The following is a 21,732-nucleotide window of genomic DNA, read 5'->3' on the forward strand; positions in this document are numbered from 1 at the left end:
AATAAGAACATGGGAAAACAATCATTAACGGCTGCTCAGATAGAGCAATACAATCAAGATGGATACTTGATTCTAAAAGGTTTCTTTAACCAAGAGGAAGTTTCAAAACTATATCAAATAGCCATAGAGGATAGCATAATGAGTAAAAATGCTATTAATGTGAATGATAGTTCAGGAAAAAGAAGTAAGCTTTCGTTATGGTATAAGCCTGGAGATGATGTATATGGATTGCTAACCAGAGGTAGCAGTTTGATTAATACAGTAGATAAATTACTTGATGGAGATGCTTCTGTTTGTCATTTTCATTCTAAATTGATGCAAAAAGAACCACGAGTAGGCGGGGCTTGGGAATGGCACCAAGACTATGGTTATTGGTATAAAAATGAGTTTTTATTGCCTGACCAAATGATGTCGGTAATGGTTGCTATTACGGATGCGAATCAAGAAAATGGTTGTTTACAGGTTATCAAAGGCTCGCACAAAATGGGGAGAGTAGAACATGGCTTTTCGGGGGAGCAAGTAGGTGCATCACAGAGATATGTGGATTTAGCCCTAAAAACGATGGAATTAATCTATGTGGAGTTACAAGGAGGAGATGTATTACTTTTCCATAGTAACCTTTTACATCGCTCAGAAGCTAACCTTTCTGATAAACCTCGTTGGTCTATGATTTCTTGTTACAATCGTGCGTCTAATATTCCTTATAACGATTCGGCTTCTTCTAATTCTAGCATTACTCCGATTGATATTGTGCCAGATGAAGCACTGCTAACTTGGCAAACTTCAGGATTAAGAGAAGACGAAGCGGAATTTTTAGTAAAAGAAGCGGATGTTGCTTTGAAGTAAATATAATACTAAATTAACGGCAGTAACGTGTAAACCCTAACTCATGAATATTAAATTTTATGCTCCTCAGTGGGGCAATGTACTTCCTTTTCAAACTTTTTGTCAAAATGTAAAGACTGCAGGATACGATGGTGTAGAAATGGCTTTACCTTTTGACGAAAAAGAAAAAGCTGAAATACTGGCTACCTTAAATGATTTTGACCTTGAGCTTATCGGTCAATATTGGCAATCTCATGAAAAAGATTTAGGCGAACATGCTCATAACTATGAAAAGTATTTGAGAAACCTTATTTCGGCTAAGCCTATTTTCATTAACTGTCAAACTGGAAAAGACTACTTTACTTTTGAACAAAACAAGCAGTTATTTGAGCTAGCCAGTAGGATTTCTGAGGAAACAGGCATTAAAATTATTCATGAAACTCATCGAGGCAAAAGTCTTTTTGCTGCCCACATTACACAGGAATATCTAAATCAAATCCCAGCTTTGAGGATTTGTTTAGATATTTCTCATTGGTGCAACGTTCACGAGTCATTATTAGCTGATCAGCAGGACGCTGTAGCCAAGGCAATTGCTCATGCTAATCATATTCATAGTAGAGTCGGTCACCCAGAAGGCCCACAGGTAAATGACCCACGTGCTCCAGAATGGGAGGAAGTACTACAAACACATTTATCTTGGTGGGACAAAGTTGTAGCAACGCATCGACAACAAGGTACACAGCTTACTGTCACTACAGAATTCGGCCCAGCTACTTACATGCCTGTATTGCCTTATACCCAGATGCCTGTAGCGAACCAATGGGAGATTAATGTATTTATGATGAATTTATTGAAAAAGAGATATAACGCTTAATCGAGGATAGACTTATTCGTTTCGATGCTTCTCAAACAATTGACGATATACCCATTTATCTAATTTTAGATTTTTGATAATGGGTTGATGATAAGGCATTTTTGAGAGGTCGTTAAACGTGTTCCATAATTTTTGAGAACGACTATTCAATGTAAATACATTTCTGAACACTTGAATGATTACTTTTTCAAGGGCATGGTATTTCTTTTCGATTTTCAATTTTCGTTCTAGCGATACCAAATCATAACTCAAGTAATCAAAATTACCCAAACGATGATGAATCAATAAATTTAATATCCTGATTTCAGCATACAATGATGTACCGAGGTCTTCTTGAAAAACAGCTAGAATCTCATTGACATATTGTAGTGCTACTGTATAATCTCTTGTAAAATAATAAAGCCTCGCCAAGGTATAATAAGCTTTTATTTGAAGCTTGTCGGGTACTTGCCCTATGCTTTTTTGTATTTCGTTTAGCTGGCTGTTTACCCATGCAAGTGCTTGATGGGTTTCCTCTAAATCGTTATAAAGATTAACTTGATATGAAAAAATAAGCACATGTAAATAGTATCTGGTACTTTCGTTAAGCGCAGGAATCTTTTGGAGTTTCTCTATGAAAAAAGCCATCTCTTCCCATTTTTCCATGGCTCTTAAATCGGTTAAAATACCTTCAATGCAATAGATGTAATACATTGGGTTGTCTATCCAAAGCGTTTGATGTTGCTCAAATAAAGCTATCAATTCATAAAAAATAGCGATGCTTCCTTTTGAATTGCCTACTGCTAAAAAGTAAGTAGATTGAAATTGTAAGTGCAATCGTTTTGACTCAAATGTTTTTTGTCTTGATTGCTGTAAAACCTGACTTTCTTCCAACAATAAATCATTGAGCTTTTCAATATCAATTGAACTTCTGACCATCCCATTTTTAAGATACCTAAACCAAAGTATTTCATAAAGCATGGCTTGCTCGTGATGGATATTTTCCTGTTTTAACAAGGCTTTGAATTGTTCTTGCTTACGTATAAGTTCCGTCTCCGTGATGTCTGAAAACTGTAAACTCACCAAGTTTTGTAGTTCTAATTTGCTGAGTAATAAGTAGAAAAGATGTTTATCATGTTTAACAGCAAGTTGAATCGCCTTGGCTAATCGCTTATTATACAAATCAATATGTCCTTTGTTGAACAGAATTTTACATTCCTGAATCATATTCAAAAGCTGACTTTCAAGTGAATTTTCCTCTTCAAATAATCGCAGACTTTTTAAAATATTAGCATACAAATACTTTCTTGCTGGTTCTATAGATTTTGAGGTGAGTTCATTGGCTACTCGTTGAGTCACTTCTTCTTCAAAATTTGAACAACTATCCAGAATATCATAAAGTTGCATAAAAGTTTTAGCCCCTTCTTGTATTTGTGTCATTAACCTGAAATACCTTTTCTCTGCTTTTGATAAAGATTGTATTAATTTATATAAAAGTAAGAGTTCAGACTTAGCCATATTGATATTATAGAATTATTATTTCATTTAAATTGCTAAAAATACAAATAAAGGTTAATAATATTAATTTTAGCCATAACTAAAAATGATAAAAATTCTACTTTTAATTGAATTAATAAAAGGTATTTTTGTATAAAAAAAAGAATATAAATGAGTAAGATTATTATAATTGGTAGTTCAAATACAGATATGGTGATAAAAGCACCAAAATTACCCTTGCCTGGGGAAACAGTGATGGGTGGAAAATTTTTGATGAACCCAGGAGGAAAAGGAGCCAATCAAGCCGTTACATCTGCTAGATTGGGCTGTCCGACGGTTTTTATCTGTAAAGTTGGCAATGATGTTTTTGGGAAAATGGCTTTACAACAATTTGAAAAAGAAGGCATCCAAACAGATTTTGTATTTACTGATGCAGAACAACCTTCGGGTGTTGCCTTAATTAACGTAGATATGCAAGGAGAAAATAGCATTACGGTTGCTCCTGGGGCAAATGCTTTTCTATCACCCGCCAATATAGACAAAGCCAGTGCAATATTTGAAAAGGATGATTTAATATTGATGCAGCTAGAAACTCCCCTTGAAACGGTGGAATATGTGGTTAATAAATTTCATCAAACCGAAGCGACCATTATCCTAAACCCTGCTCCAGCCACTCCGCTTAAAGAAGACATTTTAAAATACTTAACAGTAATTACCCCTAACGAAACAGAGGCAGAAATCCTTACAGGAATATCTGTTGTCAATGAAGACGGACTCCGAAAAGCCGCTAATATTCTCAGAGAAAAAGGAGTGAAGAATGTAGTGATTACACGTGGCTCAAAAGGAGCGTATATTTTATCTGATGAGTTTGAAGGAATGGTCGCTTCGGTAAAAGTAGAAGCTGTTGATACAACTGCCGCTGGAGATTGTTTTAATGGTGCTTTGGCAGTAGGCTTATTTGAAAAAATGTCGTTGAAAGAAGCTGTACAGTTTGCTTGCAAAGCAGCAGCAGCCTCGGTCAAAAAGATGGGAGCGCAATCTTCTATTCCATATCGCAAGGAATTAATGGTGAGTTAACGTTATTACTGTTGGCTTTTTTGTCATTATTTTAAACATAAAACTATTGAAAATCTGATTGATACACATGAAAAAAATACTATTATTGATTGCTTTACTTTCTACAGCATGCTGTAGCATTGCTCAGAACACAAAAACAATTACCATCTCTCAGAAAGACCTTAAAAATAAAATAAAGGGCGGTTGGGCTGGACAAACCATTGGCGTAACCTTCGGAGGGCCGATGGAATTCAAATACAATGGGACAATCATCAACGAATATCAGCCTGTGCCTTGGTATGATGGGTATCTCAAAAAAATGATGCTAGAAAATCCTGGACTTTATGATGATTTATACATGGATTTAACCTTTGTAGAGGTTTTTGAAAAAGAAGGTCTTGATGCCCCAGTGAATTCTCATGCGAAGGCTTATGCCAACGCAGGCTATGCACTTTGGCACGCTAATCAAGTAGGGCGAAGCAACATTTTGAACGGAATCATGCCCCCACAATCAGGTTATTGGGAGAACAACCCACATGCTGACTGTATAGACTATCAAATTGAATGCGATTTTGCAGGCTTAATGTCTCCTGCCATGCCAAATACTGCTTCTAAAATTTCTGATAAAATCGGACATATAATGAATTATGGTGATGGCTATTACGGCGGTGTTTATTTAGGGGCTTGTTATGCGTTGGCTTTTGTCTCAAAAGATGTTCGCTATGTGGTTCAGGAAGCCTTAAAAACTGTTCCTAAAGAGAGCAATTATTATAAATGTATTGCGGATGTTATTAAATGGCATAAAATGTATCCGAACGACTGGAAAAGAACTTGGTACGAAATTCAAAATAAATGGTCACAAGATGTAGGTTGTCCAGATGGCGTATTTGCACCTTTTAATATTGATGCTACCATTAATTCTGCTTATGTAGTAGTAGGGTTATTGTATGGTAATGGAGATTTTACTAAAACGATGGAAATCACTACTCGTTGTGGACAAGACGCTGATTGCAATCCGTCTTCGGCAGGAGGAATTTTAGGAACAATATTGGGCTACGATGCTATTCCAGCTTATTGGAAAATGGGCTTGAAAGAAGCGGAAGACATCGACTTTAAATATACTTCTACGTCTTTGAACAAGGTTTATGAAGTTGGATACAAACATGCTCTTTTAAATATTGAACGCAATGGAGGAAAAGTTCTAAAAGAATCTGTAACGATTCCAGTACAAATTCCAGTAGCAGTACCATTTGAAAAAAGTTTTGACAACACTTATCCTATCGATAGAAAGTATGTTTACAGCTCATTGAAAAAAGAATATTCTTTTGATTTTGAGGGAACAGGCTTTGTTGTAAAAGGCGAAACAGCGAAGTGGGCATCAACCAGTACTTATGTTTTTGATATGGAAGTATATATCGACGGCAAATTGTTTGAAACGGCAAAACTACCCACTTCATTTACTACCAGAAGACATGAGTTAACATGGAAATACAAACTTCCAAAAGGAAAACATACAATATCCTTAAAATTATTGAATCCTTCTGCTGACCACGATTGTAGGATAACAGATATTTTAATTTATAGCGATCAGCCCAATAGTACAGCCAATGAAAATGTATTTAGATTTGGTCAGCCTATCAAACCCAAACAATAAACCACTCAATAGTAGAAAATATGTTTATCATTGAAAATTACTCCACGGCTGTATTCTTCTGTCTAATTACGATGCTCTGCTGGGGGTCTTGGGCAAATACTCAAAAACTCACGGCAAACAACTGGCGTTTCGAGCTTTTTTATTGGGATTATGTAGTAGGCATTCTACTGACTGCTTTTATTTTGGCAATTACACTTGGTAGTCATGGTGAAAAAGGAAGGGATTTCTTTAGTGATTTCCAGCAGGCTTCTAATGAAAATATTGGTTCTGCGATCATTGGGGGCATTATTTTCAACGCAGCCAATATCTTGTTAACCGCTGCAATGGCAATTGCAGGGATGTCGGTAGCATTTCCAGTAGGTATTGGTTTAGCATTAGTCATTGGCGTAATTGTTAATTATTTAGACCATCCGCTAGGCAATGGAATACTTTTGACGATAGGTGTAGGGCTCATCACGCTGGCAATTTTACTGAATGCAAAGGTATATATTATTAAGCAACTTTATATTCAACACTATATTGATTTATCGTCCGTTTGTAGGCGATTCGCTCAATTATAAGGCATATTGGCAAGGAAGTTTCAAAAGTCATAGTATGGGAATTTTGGGCGGAACGATTTGGTGTTTGGGTATGGCATTCAATATTATTGCTAGTGGAAAAGCTGGGCCTGCCATTTCGTATGGACTTGGCCAAGGAGCGACCATTGTAGCAGCTATTTGGGGAATTTATGTTTGGAAGGAATTCAAAAATGCTAGTAAAAGCACGAATGTTCTATTGAATATAATGTTACTTTTCTACCTTTTAGGATTAGGAATGATTATTTTGGCTAGGTGAAATACACTGATGTCTTAAACTTCCAATACGTCGTTTTTTGATACTCGATTTATAAGGCAATTTGGTTCACACCATTTTGCCTTTTTTTGTAATTAATATTACTTTGTGTTTTCCTTCTTTGGTCATGTCTCGCTTGCGACTACCCTTTCTTCCTTAAATATTAGCTTTAGCAAGTTCTGTAGAAATCGGAGTAAAAATTATATTTTTATAATATTATTTTAAACAATATTGTGAGTGTTTTGATATGTATTCTTACATTTGTGTCTGTTTTACACATTTTGTTTTTCATTTGCCTCAATCAAAGGTTAAGGGTGATAATTATTTTTGTTTTATATGGCCTCTTTTAAATACTTGCTTTTCGAATAGATATTGTTTCTATTGTTAAGTAAATAACTTGATTAATCATGACAAATAAATACCTCCTAGTATTTTTACTTTTGTTGTTCGAACAATCTTTTGGACAAGTAAAAAACTATAATTTTATCAATCTCAATAGCAAAACTGGGCTTTCTTCCAATACTGTAAATACTATCTTAAAAGATAAGTATGGGTTTATGTGGTTTGGAACCGATGATGGCTTAAATAAATTTGATGGACAAAATTTTGTAGTGTATCGCCATAGCGAAACAGATTCCTCTACTATTGGGAGAGGGGTCGTTACGGCTATGCAAGAAGACAAAGAGGGAAATCTATGGATTGGAACGAACATTACGCTGTCGTTATACAATAGAAGTTTAAACAATTTTATCAATTATGATTTTAGTAAATTAGGCTGGATTAGAAGTTTACAAGCAGATGATCTCGGAAATATTTGGGTTGGTACATACGCTGGTTTGTATTATTTTAATCCCAAGACAAAAAAAATAATTACTTATAAAGCCAATCCGCAGAGAAAAGATCAGTTAAACTCTAATGTAATTTTATCTGTATTTGAAGACAGTAAAAATAGGATTTGGGTTGGTACTAATGCTGGTTTACATTTGCTTAATCCCCAAAATGGGAATTTCACTCGTTTTGTACATAGTAGAGAAAATCCATTAACTATTTCAAATGATATTGTACGTTCTTTGGTAGAAGACAAGGTTGGGAATATTTGGGTTGGTACAGGTGAAGGGCTGAATAAAATGGATGTAGCAAACAAGACTTTTAAACATTTTAAAGGTATTGATTCTGATGTTCAAACACTCAGCAATAATAGCATTTATAAAATTGCTTTCGATAAAGATGGGAAATTATGGGTAGGAACAGAAGATGGACTAAACATTTTTAACCCAAACACTGGTAAAACGTTTCGAGTAGATAAGTTGACGTCAAAAAAGTATAGTGGCGTAGGAAGTTTCGTTGGGCGTTCAGTAAAAGATATTTACTTAGATGATAGAGGCATTTATTGGATTGGTACAATTCAGGGTGGAGTAAACAAATATGATACCAACCTAGCATTTTTCAACCATTTAAGGTTTAATCCGCTGGATGTAAATGGCTTTAGTGCTGGCGCTGTTTCGTCCTTTGCAGAAGGCCCTGATGGAGATATTTTTATCGGTACAGATGAGAATGGGCTCAATCTTTTCAATAGAAATACGAAGCTTATCAAAGAAATTCCGCTGTTTGGAAAAGAGAGAAAAAAAGATGCTATTTTATCTCTAGCATATTCGGCTAATAAATTATGGATAGGAACTGCACTTTATGGAATCTATGTGATGAATCTATCAAACAACACAGTAAAGAATATTAATATTCCGAAAAGTAAAACAGACAATGCCAATATTCCTATCAATTGTTTGAAAGTAGATAAACTTGGAAATGTTTGGATTGGTACTAATGGAAATGGGTTTTATAAGTATCATACACAAACGGGTGTTTTACTTCATTTTAATGAAATATTGAATCAAAAGAATGTCCGAAACATATCAACGAATGGCTATATTACTGCTATTGATGAAGATAAAAAGGGGAATATATGGATTGGAGCAACAGGCAGTGGCTTGGCTATGTACAATCCAACATTAAACAAAATTAACTTTTTTAGACATGATAATAGCAACCTTCCATTAGACATTGTACTGGCTGTTCATTGCGATAAATTTGGACAAATATGGGTTGGTGTTTTGGGAGGTGGATTATGTCTGTATGATGAAAAAAGTAAAAAATTCCATCAATACAGTGTAAAACAATTACTTGCCAATGATGTGATATACAAGATATTAGAAGATGATTTTGGAAAATTATGGGTAAGTACCAACAAAGGAATTAGCGTTTTCGACCCTCAAAAAAAGATATTCAAAAACTATACTTATCATAACGGTATTCAGCAAAGTAATTTTAATATTGGCGCTGGGATAAAAACGAGTACAGGAGAAATGTATTTTGGTGGAAATGAAGGATTTAACTTTTTTAACCCGAAATACTTATATAAGAATCGGAATATTCCATCACTCATCATCACAGATTTAAAAATTGGGAATAAAAGTGTTAAACCGATTGAAAATGCAGAAATTACTGAACCCGTTACCACTGCTAAAAAAATTGAATTAAGTTACAAACAGAACTTCTCGCTAGATTTTGTAGCCTTGAATTATACTGCTCCTCAAGAAAGCCAATACACTTATATGTTGGAGGGTTTTGATAAAGAATGGAATCATGTTGGATCTGTCACAACAGCCGTTTACACCAACTTAGACCCTGGGGAATACAAATTTAGGTTGAAAGCTAAAAGTGACGATGGCTCTTGGCATACTCCCGAAAAAGTGATTGAAATTATTGTTAATCCACCTTTTTGGCGTACTTATTATGCTTATTTTGCGTATTTATTGATTTTAGTAATTACTTTTTGGACGCTTAGAAGAAGTGCTATTCAGAAATTGAGGTATGAATTCGCTTTGGAACAAGAACGCCGTGATGTAAAACATTTAATCGAAAAAGAAAGAACCGAAGCCGAACGTAAAATGGAATTGGAACAATTGAAGATTAAGTTTTTAACCAATCTAAGTCATGAATTAAAAACACCGCTAACTCTTGTTTTAAATCCTATTGAAAATCTCTTATTAAAGGAAAAAAGTTTTGAAAAACTTGATACCTTAAACCTGATTAACAGAAATGCAAAAAGGTTATTAAATCTTGTGAACCAACTTTTGGATTTCCGTAAGATAGAAGACAATGAATTAAAATTAAATCCCAACGAAAGTGATTTAATTACGGTAGCTAAAGAGATTTTTGATTCCTTTAAATACATTTCTGAGCGCAAAAATATTCATCTCGACTTTAAAAGTGCTATCAGTTCGTATAATTCCATTTTTGATAAAGATAAGGTGGAACGTATTTTCCTCAACTTACTTTCAAATGCAATAAAATTTACCAATGAATATGGAAACGTTTATTTCCATATTGAAACTGATGCTGGAAATGGGATAAAGATAATTATTGGAGATGATGGCATTGGTTTGGCTAATGATACCATAGAAAAAATATTTGATAGATTTTACCAAGTAAACAACAATGCCAATATCCTTAATCAAGGAAGTGGTATCGGGCTTTCGATTACACAAGAATTTGTCAAACTTCATGGCGGAAACATTAAAGTTGAAAGTGAAGAAGGTAAAGGAAGTGTTTTTACTGTTTATTTACCTTTGTTTGAAACAAAAAAGACAGAAAGCAGCAATGTCTCATTAGTTGTTGAAGAAGCAATAGACATTTACGAAACGAAAGATGAAGAAGTTTCTGAGCTGTCAGAAATTGATAAACCTGTACTGCTTTTGGTTGATGATAGTGAAGATATTAGAACGTATCTCCGAGATAGTCTGAGAGGAAAATACAAAATAATTGAAGCTGCTGACGGTAATGAAGGCTGGCAAAAGGCACTTTCAGCTCATCCTGAAATCATCGTGAGTGATGTAAATATGCCCAATATGGATGGTATTGCTTTGGTGAAAAAATTAAAGAAAGATAATAGAACAAAACATATTCCAGTAATATTATTGACGGTTCTATCTGAAGAAATTAATCAATTAAAAGGTTTAGAAACGGGTGCAAATGATTATCTGACTAAGCCATTTAGTTTTCAGGTATTAAATATGAAAATCAATAACCTTTTGAATTTGAAAAGTACTTTCAAAGATATTTATGGCAAGCACATCAATCTTGAAGTACCTGACCAAGAGTTTATTTCTGAAGATGAAAAATACTTGTTAAAAATCTCTCAATATGTAGAAGACCATATTAGCAATCCTGATTTATCAATTACAGAATTGAGTAAAAAAATGAATACTAGTAGAGGAACGCTGTATAATAGAATTCTGAGTTTGACAGGCGAAACCCCTGTTGAATTTATCCGTTCTATCAAACTTAAAAGAGCCGCAATGCTTTTAGAGAAAAGCGATATGAAAATTTCTCATATTGGTTATGAAGTAGGTTTTTCTAATCCAAATTATTTTACAAGAGCCTTCAAAGCAAAATATAATGTTTCGCCTTCGCAATACATTTCGCTGAAAAGAGACGTCACCAAAAAAATGTACACTTTAGAAGAAATCATGCACTCTTAGCCTAGCCATCGTAAAGAAAGTATATAATTAAACGTTAGTAAAGTGTATTTACTTTGGGTTTCTTAAATTATCAACTTTAAACAGCTTAGGGTATTCAACACTTGTAGTAAAGAACTGAATACTCTAAGCGATTTATATTTTCCCCATCATTCATCGTCTTACCAATTATCTTCGTATTCCTTACATTGGAAATAAATTACCTATTAAAATAGCATCAATGTTTAGATACTACTTCTTGATGCCTTCATTGATAAAAGCCTCCATTTTATTGTGATTGGATGCATAAATAGCCATTTTTTGTAATATTAATTGTTATAATTTAACAATTTCGTGTCATTTTGAACATATGTGAATCAAGTTTGGTAATATGTGCCGTACATTTTTTTTCACATCTACTTACTTTACGACGTCAAAAAAGTCTTCTATCTCAAGAAGATTAAATAATTTATCAAAACAATCATATTTAACATTTCTTATGAAAAAATTCGACTATCTTATTTTTCAGCGGAAGAGTATTCCATATTTTCTGGTATGGTTTATTCTATTTTTATCTATTTCCAGCTTTACCGCAAGAGCCCAAACACTAAAAGGTCGTATTACTACGGACACAGGGAAAGAAATACCCGGAGCTTCAATTTTAGTTAAAGGTACAAATATCGGTACGGTTGCTAATAGTAGCGGAGAGTATAGTTTTAACAATTTACCTAAAAATGCAACAATTGTTATTACAAGTATCGGTTATATCAAACAAGAAATTAGCGTTGGTACAAAAACTGTTATAGACGTTACTTTACTTACTGATACCAGAGAATTAGGCGAAGTGATAGTGGTAGGTTATGGTACTCAAAAGAAAAGAGATATAACTGGTTCGGTTGTATCGGTTACAGAGGCAACCCTGAAAGAAGTACCAGCACCAGACCTTTTGAATACTTTAAAAGGTAGAGCAGCAGGTGTATCAATTGTAAGTAATGGTTCTACTCCCGGTAGCCAAGCGTCTATTCGTATTCGTGGTAATCGTTCCCTGACAACTGGTAATGGCGACGGACTTGATGGCCCTTTAGTAGTTGTTGATGGTATTCCTTTTGGTGGGCTGAATGACATCAACCCAGATGATATTTCAAATATTGAAATTCTTAAAGATGCCTCAGCAACGGCTATTTATGGTTCTCGTGGTGCTGGTGGGGTTATTTTAGTGACGACTAAAAGAGGAAAAATCGGCAAACCTGTATTTACTTATGACGGCTATCACGGTATAACAAACATGATGGGCAAGTACAACGTGATGAACGGAGAACAATATGCTAAGTTCAAAGATTTATCAGCGACTTATAATACTCAAGGTGCAGGAACAACAGCTTATCCTTTAACAGAAGAAGAAAAAGCAAATTTGGCTGCTGGAGTTTCAACTGACTGGCAAGATTTATTGTACAAACAAGGGTTTAATACAAGCCATCAACTTGGTTTACAAGGTGGTTTAGAAAATACGCAATATGGTATGGGAATTGGCTATTTCAATGAAACGGGTATTATGCCAAACCAAAATTTTGACCGTATGACTATCCGTGCAACGTTAGACCAAAAAATCGGAAAACGTGTAAAAATTGGCTTGAACACCATTAATACTTTAACACACAGAAACGACCCTGCGGGAGGGGGTATCCCAACAGAATTGGTTCGTCTTTCTCCATTGGTAATGCCGTATAACGCTGATGGAACAGTAAACTTGAATCCTAAAAAAGGTACAATTGAAGCTCAAGCTGTCAGTCCGTTGACACTTATCTCTCGTGGAGATGATATACTTTCTAATGAGCGTTCGATAAGAACTTTCAATAGCTTGTATGCAGAAGTAAATATTGCGGATGGTCTTAAATATCGTTTCAACGCTGGTCTTAACTTTAGCCAAGTACATTTCAATGGTTATAGTCCGCCAAATACATTTGTCAATACAGGAACTGACCAAAGTGTATCAAGTGCAGATATTAGAAATACAGAGTATTGGGATTTGAACTTACAACACTTACTATATTATGATAAAGTATTTGCAGCAAAACATAAAGTAGGTTTAACGGCATTATATGAAATTACCAAAAACCATAATTTAGGGAGCAATTTTAATGTAAAAGGTGTACCAGCCGATTATATTCAAACAGCAAACTTTGCTTTGGCATCTGGAGTAGTGACTGCTAACACAGCTTTTGGTAATTCTTTCGGAGAAACAGGTTTATTATCGTACATGGCACGTTTGAACTATACTTTCAATGATAAATATACGCTTACTGCTACTTTCCGTAGAGACGGTTCTTCTACATTATCGCCAGGAAATCAGTATTTCAACTATCCTGCCATTGGTTTGAGTTGGAATATTATTGACGAACCATTCATGAAAGACCTTACTTTCTTATCTAATTTAAAATTAAGAGGTGGTTGGGGTATTTCGGGTAACCGTAACGTAGGTGCTTATGCAACTTTAGGGGCATTATCTTCGGGATATTATAACTTCGGAACGACAACTGCTGGGCAAGCACTTGCTTACACAGTAACAAGTTTACCTGCCAGTAATTTAGGATGGCAATCAACAGCACAATCTGATTTTGGTTTGGAAATTGGTCTATTCAATAACAGAATCACGGGTTCATTTGATGTTTACAAACAAAATACGAAGGATATTTTACTTTCTGTAAACCTTCCTCAGAGTAATGGAGCAGGTTCTGCTTTGAAAAACTTAGGAAAAACAGAAGGTAGTGGTTTTGAATCATCTTTAACGTTTGATATTGTCAGAAATAAAAACGGTTTTAATTGGAGTACCGACTTAACTTATTTCTTTAATCGTGAAAAAATCACACAACTTACTACTCCTTCTGAATTAGATAATAAGGGAAATTTCTGGTTTGTAGGACAGCCTCTAACAGTTATTTATGATTACAATAAAATCGGAATTTGGCAACAATCTGATAAAGACGATGGTACTTTAGCAAAACAAACTTCGCCAGTACAAGTACCGGGGGAAATCAGAGTTGAAGACGTAGATGGTAATGGTAAAATTGATGCTGCCGACCGCAAAATAATTGGAAACTTCCAACCAAAATGGGAAGGTGGTTTTACCAATAGAATTACTTTTAAAGGTTTTGATTTATCTATCGTTACTTATGCCCGTATGGGAATGAAAGTGTTAGTTCCTTATTTGGCTGGAACATCGGGTGGTGGCTCTGGATTTGGGTTTCTTAACCAAGGTCGTTCTAATCAATTAGTGATGGATTATTGGACTACCGAAAACCCAACAAATGCTTTCCCTAGACCAAATGCTGGTGGTGGTGTAAGAGATTTTACATCAACAACACAATACCAAGATGGCTCATTTATAAAAGTAAGAAGTATCAATTTCGGTTATACCGTATCAACAAAGGTACTGAGCAAACTCGGCATTACTTCTGCTCGTATTTATGTGAATACTACAAATCCATTCATCCTTTATTCGCCATTAGTGAAAGATAAACTTGCGATTGACCCAGAAGGAAATGGATATGGTAATACAATCCAAGGCGGTAATTTCAACCGTGTAATTAGTGTAAACCTAAATAATCCGCCTGTGCGCCAGTTTACTTTAGGTGTAAATCTTAAATTTTAATGATTGATAACGACATGAAAAAAATAAAAATATCCATACTTGCCTGTACTTTATTATTAAGTTTAGGTTGTGAAAAAATACTTGAAGAACACCCTCAATCTCAAATTGTACCTTCATATTTCAATAGTCCAGCGGGAGTACTTGGAGGTATTGCAGGGGTATATAACGAAATTCGTAACCAATGGGGTACTGAAGGTTTTTCTTCTGAAATGCAAGCAGGAACAGATGAATTTATTCAAGGAGCAAGTAGTGGTGGTGGTCCTATTCATACTTTTAATGGACTTAACAGTACTAACTTTGGTTCAGCATGGGGTACATCATTTACCAGTATCAATACATTAAATGGTGTATTGAAGTTTGGACAAAGTATAAGCCTACCAGAAGCAACTAAAAAACAATATTTAGCCCAAGCGAAGTTTTTAAGAGCATATTGGTATTTTTATTTGGTTCAGACTTGGGGAGATGTGCCTTTGCATACGGAGTTTATAACAGTTCCTTCTCAAGCAGCCAAAAGAGACCCAGCAGCCGAAGTTTACAAACTAATCATTAAGGATTTAACTGAAGCAGCGGCCGATTTACCAGACAAACCAACGGCTCCATTTTTAGGAAAAGCTGCCACTAAACCTGTTGCTTTGTTCTTTTTAGCAAAAGCTTACCTTACACGTGGCTGGTTGACTAATTCACAAACAGACTTTGCCGAAGCTGCAAAAATTTCAAGTGACATCATTGCTAATAAAGCAACTTATGGGTTGGATCTATGGCAAGATTTCGGTGATGCTTTCGTGCCTGCCAATGATTATGGTAAAGAAACAATGTTTGTCAGCGACCACTCAAATGATGCAAAATTCGGATATTATTCTGTAGGTGGTGGTTCTAGTGGTGGTGCCGCACAAAATCTTACGCCTTGGTTTACTAACTGGAATTACCCAAATAACAGTGGTGTTAACTCAACGGTAAATGCAAGTGGCATTTTGGTGAATTCAGGTACTTCATTAATGGTTCGTGATTCATATTATGGTCGTCCATACCAACGTATTCGCCCAAATAGCGTAAAGCAAGCTGCTGGTGAAACTGCAGGGAAAAACTATTTCCTTGACCAAGCTTTTGTAAAAAGAGATATTGATTCAAGATTTGCCAATACATTTTATACCGTGTATATCGCCAATCAATCAATTACAAATACTGCAACGGCGGCTAATAACAAAAGAGGAATTAGTTATACCACCCAAATAGGTGTTGATACTGCTGTTTGGCTTCCTGATTTTGAAGTTGCTGGAGCTCCACAATTCATTGGTACGAGACCATTTAAAGGAATTGTTGTTCCACCAAGTCTTTGGAAAGCTGATGTTTACCCTGCCATCAAAAAACACATGGACCCAAGTCGTGGAAGTAATTTTAATGACCCTTCGACTCGTCCAGTCGTAATTACACGTTTTGCAGAAGTATATCTTGTAGGTGCAGAAGCTTACCTTCAGGCAGGGAATAAAGCAAAAGCTGCTGAGTTGTTGAATGTAATACGCCAAAGAGCGGCTTATCGTAAGACCAACTCGGCCGCTCAAAATACCGCAGCCGCAGAAGCTATGTTAATAAAAGAAGCTGATGTAACTGTTGACTTTATTTTGGATGAAAGAAGCCGTGAATTATTTGGTGAGTGGATGAGATATCAAGACTTAGTACGTACCAAAACTTTGGTTAAACGCATTAAACTTTGGAACAGTGAAGCCGCTCCTTATGTAAAAGACTTCCATCTTTTAAGACCAATCCCACAGTCTGAGATAGACCGTACTGTTGAAGGCCCTGCATTTACACAAAATCCGGGTTATTAAAATTGAATAGATGAAAGGTTGCTCTAAATTTTATATTTGGGGCAGCTTTTTACTTGATAGATTCATTTCTAAACATATTTCATGTTTATTGAACATTAGGTGCTCATATTTACTTATTTGTGCTACTCAATTTTTTATCTATTCACTTACTTTGCAACATCAAAAGTCTTCTTGAATATGTTTGACAACGATAAATATGCGATCCTCATATAGTACGTATATTTATAATAGAACATAAGAAGTTGTTTATAAAAAATCAAAAATTATAAATTTTATAGTGCTTTTACGCTTGATGACAAGCTACAGTTTTGTGCGAGGAAAATCGACTATAAAACTGCTTGAATCGAAAGAAATGGTACTTTTTGATGTATTAATAAGTAAAAAGTAAAATCTATACTTTTCAACAAAATAAGTCTTTAAATTGAAATTTTAGTACTATGAAAATAAAAGCTTTCGTTTTGATATTAACATATTTGATTACAGTCAATATTACAAATGCCCAAAATACTACTTTGAAAAACCCCATTATGACGGGTTTTTATCCTGACCCAAGTATTGTACAAGTAGGAAAAGACTATTACCTTATCAATTCTACCTTTTCATATTTTCCAGGGATTCCAGTTATGCACAGTCGTGACCTCAAAAATTGGAAACAAATAGGTAATGTAATTGATCGTCCATCTCAAATGGATTTTATGGGAGAGCGTATGACTCGTGGGCTTTTTGCTCCTGCTATTAGTTATTATAATGGTATTTTCTACGTAACCTGTACCGACATTGACCACGATGGAAACTTTGTAGTAACTGCTACAAACCCTGCTGGCCCATGGAGTAACCCTATAAAACTACCACAAGTAAGAGGAATTGACCCTTCGCTTTACTTTGATGAAGAAACTGACAAAGCCTATATCATTTACAATAGTGACGCACCGAACAATAAACCGCTTTATTCTGGACACCGTACTATTCGTATATACGAATTCGACTACAAAAACTTAAAAGTTGTAGGTGAAGAACAGCAATTAGTAAATGGTGGGGTTGACATCAGTAAAAAACCTGTATGGATTGAAGGCCCACACATTATGAAACGTTTTGGTTGGTATTACTTATATGCTGCAGAAGGAGGTACTTCTGTCAATCACTCAGAGGTAATTCTTAGAAGTAAATCTGTTTGGGGACCTTACGTCCCTTATGAAAATAACCCGATTTTAACACAAAGAGACTTACCAGCAAACCGCAAAGATCCCGTTACTTCGGCTGGTCATGCTCAGTTTGTCGATGGTCCTGATGGCAAAACTTATGCTATTTTCCTTGCGGTTCGTCCTTACGAAGGTGATTATTATAATACAGGACGTGAAACATTTATTGCTCCTGTAGAATGGAAAGATGAATGGCCAATTATTAATCCATATAGCAAGGAAATTAAATATAGCTATGCGACTGATTTTAAGGAAGTAAAGCAAAAAGGAGCTTTACCACAATCGGGAAATTTTGCCCATAACCTCAATTTCGACAAAAAGCTTGACCCATCGCTTTTATTTATGAGAACGGTTGATTCAAGTTCTTTTAGCCTTTCTCCGAAAAAAGGCTTAACACTGAAACTAAAATCGGAAACTGTCATGGATTTTGCAAATCCTTCTTTCATAGGGAAACGTCAGCAACATCTTTACAGCATTACCGAAACCGCTCTAAATTTTACTGCCACAAAGGAAAATGAAAAAGCAGGTTTGATGATTTTTCAAGATGAAAGACATTTCTATTTCTTAGGAAAATCAATTGCTGGAGGTAAGCCTGTATTGCAACTTTTCCAAAGTAACCCAAAAGAGAAAACCATGAATTTATTGACCGAAGTACCTGTAAGTTCAACGCAAAATCAAGTAAAATTGCGTATTAGTTCAGCAGGGGATAAGTACAATTTTTATTATGCTACTGACAAAGAGAATTGGCAAGTCATCAAAGATAATGTAGATGGAAAATTCTTGAGTACCAAAACAGCAGGAGGCTTTATTGGGTGTATTTATGGAATGTATGCAACCTCATCAGGCGAGAGTAGCAATAATTCAGCCTCTTTTAAATACCTGAAATACAAAGGCAATGACCCAATGTTTAAGTAAACAACTAAAAACGATTGACACTGGTGAAAATCAAAACATTTGATTTTATGTTGCATACTTAATAAGTGATTAAAAATGTGAACAAAACGATATGGTACAGCAGTTTTTATTCCTGCTTATACATAGTCAAAATATACAAGCTCAAGTGAAACAAACCCACATCCCATTATTTAAAACGATAAACCTATTGAAGCTAAATAATTGGAATCTAGGCACAAGCAAACAAATCAAAGAACTATGAAAACTCCAAGTTTTTTGTCGATTTTGACTATTTCAGAATCGAAGATACAATTTCAGAAAACTAGAATAAATTCGATGAAAATAGTAAAAAATCTTATTTACCTAATTTTTGTACTAAACTTTGGTGTGAATGCCCAAAATAGTGCAAGGGTAAGTAGCCCTGATGGAAAATTAGTGGTTTTGATAACGACCGAAAATGGCAAAATAAGCTATGAAGTAAGGTTGAATGGAAAGCAATTTCTTACAAAGTCACCACTTGGATTGCAAACCAATGTGGCAGACCTTAGGGAAGGATTAAGCATGAATGATGAGGTAAAGGAGTCGAAAATAGACGAAAATTACAGTTTAGCGACCATAAAAAAATCGAAAGTTCATTATGTAGCCAATGAAGCTGTTTTTACTTTCAAAAAAGACACTAACATTGTTTTCGATGTAGTTTTTAGAGTAAGTAATAACGATTTGGCGTTCAAATACAAATTATACCCCTATAAAAAAGCTCTGTCGTGCGTAGTGAATGAAGAAGCCACAGGGTTTAGTTTTCCCACGGGAAGCACTACTTTCTTGTCGTCGCAAAGTAAGCCAATGGTAGGTTTTGCTCGCACTATGCCCAGCTACGAAATCCCCTATACGGTGGACGATGCAATGGGTCAAAACGGTCGAGATAATAACGGCTATACCTTTCCATGTCTTTTTAAGGTCAATGAAAATGGCTGGGTTCTGATTTCCGAAACAGGTGTAGGAAGTAACTACTGCGGCAGCCGACTCATGGGGCAGAAAGAGGGTCTTTACACGATTGGTTACCCAATGATGGGCGAAAATAATGGCAACGGCACCACCGCACCTGGCATCATGCTTCCAGGCGAAACGCCGTGGCGAACAATCACAGTGGGTGAAACCCTCTCACCAATTGTGGAAACTACCGTAGCTTTTGATGTCGTAAAACCTTTATATGAAGCCAGTCAAAAATTTGAATATACCAAAGGTAGCTGGAGCTGGATTATAAAAATGGATAGCCGAACTGTTTTTGAAGAACAAATCAATTACATAGATTTTAGTGCGGCTATGGGTTATAAAACCGTTTTGGTTGATGCTCTCTGGGATACACAGATTGGGCGTGAAAAAATTGTAGAATTGTGTAAATATGCTAAGAAGAAAGGTGTGAGTTTGTATTTATGGTATAACTCAAATGGAAATTGGAATGATGCTCCGCAAGGGCCAAGAGGAATTATGAACAATACCATTGCTCGACGCAAAGAAATGGCTTGGTTGAAATCAATCGGGGTGAAAGGAATTAAGGTCGATTTCTTTGGTGGAGATAAACAAGTAACGCTCAAACTTTACGAAGATATTCTCTACGATGCTAATGACTTCGGAATCCTCTGTATTTTTCATGGAGCAACTTTACCTCGTGGTTGGGAGCGAATGTACCCAAATTTTGCTTCGAGTGAAGCTGTTTTGGCCAGTGAGAACTTAGCATTTTCACAACAATTCTGCAATAAAGAATCATTCAATGCTACCCTTCATCCGTTTATCAGAAACGCTGTGGGAAGCATGGACTACGGTGGCAGTGCCTTGAATAAATTTTACAACGGAAATAATACGCCTAATCGTGGCTCCAAACGTATGACCTCTGATGTTTATGCGTTAGCGACGGCCGTTTTGTTCCAAAGTCCCGTGCAGCATTTTGCTTTAGCTCCCAATAATCTGACTGATGCTCCTGCTTGGGCAATCAATTTTATGAAAGAAGTTCCGACAACTTGGGACGAAGTAAAATTTATTGATGGATATCCAGGTAAATATGTGATTTTAGCTCGTCGTCATGGTGTGAATTGGTACGTAGTGGCTATTAATGCCGAAAAAGAAACGTTAAAAAAGACCATAAAACTTCCGATGTTGAATGCAGATTCTGAGTACAGGATTTATGCGGATGATGAGCAATTAAACGGAAAACTTAGCAAAATTAAAGTGCCAACAACGCAAGAAGTCGAACTAACAGTACCGTTTAATGGTGCGGTTTTGATTGTAAAATAAGCTTTAAAAACTATCATTATGGAAAAGCTTTTTTGATAAGTGCCCGTTATATATTAGGTTATATTAAAAACGGAGAAATTAATTTTCCAAGATTTTCCTAAATTAGCTAAGCAACGATTAACCGCATAGAAAAGCGTTTCCTTATTGAGGTAATCTATTGAATTTTATAGCCTTTTTCAACGGGTATAGAAATATCTTCATCAGGAAATTGCCCAACATGGAATGCCAACCGTAGAGATCTGTTAATTAAACCTTCAATATCTAAGTCTTTGTATCTTTTGACCCAAGTATTGACACTTACATAAGTCATACCAGTAATTTCACCCACTTCTTCTGATTTACGTCCTGTTGATTTTAGTAAAATTACTTGACATCGCATACGATAGCAATGTACTTGACTTGTTTTAAAGTCTTGTTCTAAGGCTAATTTAGCCGATTCACTTAATATTGGTGTATTGACTCGTCCCATAAAACAAAGTTAATACTAAAATGACATCAACTAATTTTAAACGAGTACTTAGAATTAGGAATGATTATTTTGGCTAGGTGAAATACACTGATGTCTTAAACTTCCAATACGTCGTTTTTTGATACTCGATTTATAAGGCAATTTGGTTCACACCATTTTGCCTTTTTTTGTAA

The 21,732-nt window shown here is 35.5% G+C and carries 11 protein-coding genes and 1 pseudogene; 10 read left to right on the forward strand and 2 right to left on the reverse strand.

Annotated features, from left to right (window positions below):
- Positions 1-9 precede the first annotated feature (9 nt).
- Positions 10-846, forward strand: coding sequence for a phytanoyl-CoA dioxygenase family protein (locus tag ABID42_RS14655; protein WP_367284290.1), 837 nt, complete (start codon positions 10-12; stop codon positions 844-846).
- Between the two features lie 43 nt (positions 847-889).
- Complete coding sequence (locus ABID42_RS14660; RefSeq protein WP_367284291.1) at positions 890-1,699, forward strand: sugar phosphate isomerase/epimerase family protein; 810 nt, start codon at positions 890-892, stop codon at positions 1,697-1,699.
- A gap of 12 nt (positions 1,700-1,711) precedes the next feature.
- Here the strand turns inward: ABID42_RS14660 and ABID42_RS14665 are convergent, their stop codons facing one another.
- Complete coding sequence (locus ABID42_RS14665; protein WP_367284292.1) at positions 1,712-3,118, reverse strand: hypothetical protein; 1,407 nt, start codon at positions 3,116-3,118, stop codon at positions 1,712-1,714.
- 228 nt (positions 3,119-3,346) lie between these two features.
- On the opposite strand from ABID42_RS14665, the gene rbsK reads away from it, so the two are divergent.
- The 8 genes and pseudogenes from rbsK (at position 3,347) to ABID42_RS14705 (ending at position 21,090) form a co-directional block, all read left to right on the forward strand.
- Positions 3,347-4,252 (forward strand): ribokinase, encoded by a 906-nt coding sequence (rbsK, locus tag ABID42_RS14670; protein ID WP_367284293.1) that lies wholly within the window; start codon positions 3,347-3,349, stop codon positions 4,250-4,252.
- 67 nt (positions 4,253-4,319) lie between these two features.
- A complete protein-coding gene (locus ABID42_RS14675) occupies positions 4,320-5,885 on the forward strand; it encodes an ADP-ribosylglycohydrolase family protein (protein WP_367284294.1) in 1,566 nt (521 codons plus the stop codon).
- Positions 5,886-5,905: 20 nt separating this feature from the next.
- Positions 5,906-6,719: pseudogene (locus ABID42_RS14680) on the forward strand (multidrug DMT transporter permease).
- 404 nt (positions 6,720-7,123) lie between these two features.
- A complete protein-coding gene (locus tag ABID42_RS14685) occupies positions 7,124-11,254 on the forward strand; it encodes a hybrid sensor histidine kinase/response regulator transcription factor (RefSeq protein ID WP_367284295.1) in 4,131 nt (1,376 codons plus the stop codon).
- A 475-nt stretch (positions 11,255-11,729) separates the two neighbouring features.
- The gene (locus tag ABID42_RS14690) at positions 11,730-14,879 is read left to right on the forward strand and encodes a SusC/RagA family TonB-linked outer membrane protein (RefSeq protein ID WP_367284296.1); all 3,150 of its coding nucleotides are present in this window, start codon (positions 11,730-11,732) and stop codon (positions 14,877-14,879) included.
- A gap of 14 nt (positions 14,880-14,893) precedes the next feature.
- On the forward strand, positions 14,894-16,705 hold the full coding sequence (locus ABID42_RS14695; RefSeq protein WP_367284297.1) for a RagB/SusD family nutrient uptake outer membrane protein: 1,812 nt from the start codon (positions 14,894-14,896) through the stop codon (positions 16,703-16,705).
- A 437-nt stretch (positions 16,706-17,142) separates the two neighbouring features.
- The gene (locus tag ABID42_RS14700; protein ID WP_367284298.1) at positions 17,143-18,819 is read left to right on the forward strand and encodes a glycoside hydrolase family 43 protein; all 1,677 of its coding nucleotides are present in this window, start codon (positions 17,143-17,145) and stop codon (positions 18,817-18,819) included.
- A 315-nt stretch (positions 18,820-19,134) separates the two neighbouring features.
- Entirely contained in the window at positions 19,135-21,090 is a 1,956-nt protein-coding gene (locus ABID42_RS14705) for a glycoside hydrolase family 97 protein (protein WP_367284299.1), read from the forward strand.
- A 154-nt stretch (positions 21,091-21,244) separates the two neighbouring features.
- On the opposite strand, the gene ABID42_RS14710 is transcribed toward ABID42_RS14705, so the two are convergent.
- Positions 21,245-21,559, reverse strand: coding sequence for a COG3415 family protein (locus ABID42_RS14710; RefSeq protein WP_367284300.1), 315 nt, complete (start codon positions 21,557-21,559; stop codon positions 21,245-21,247).
- Between the last annotated feature and the right edge of the window lie 173 nt (positions 21,560-21,732).

The organism is Arcicella rosea, from assembly GCF_040543805.1.
Classification (GTDB): Bacteria; Bacteroidota; Bacteroidia; order Cytophagales; family Spirosomataceae; genus Arcicella; species Arcicella rosea.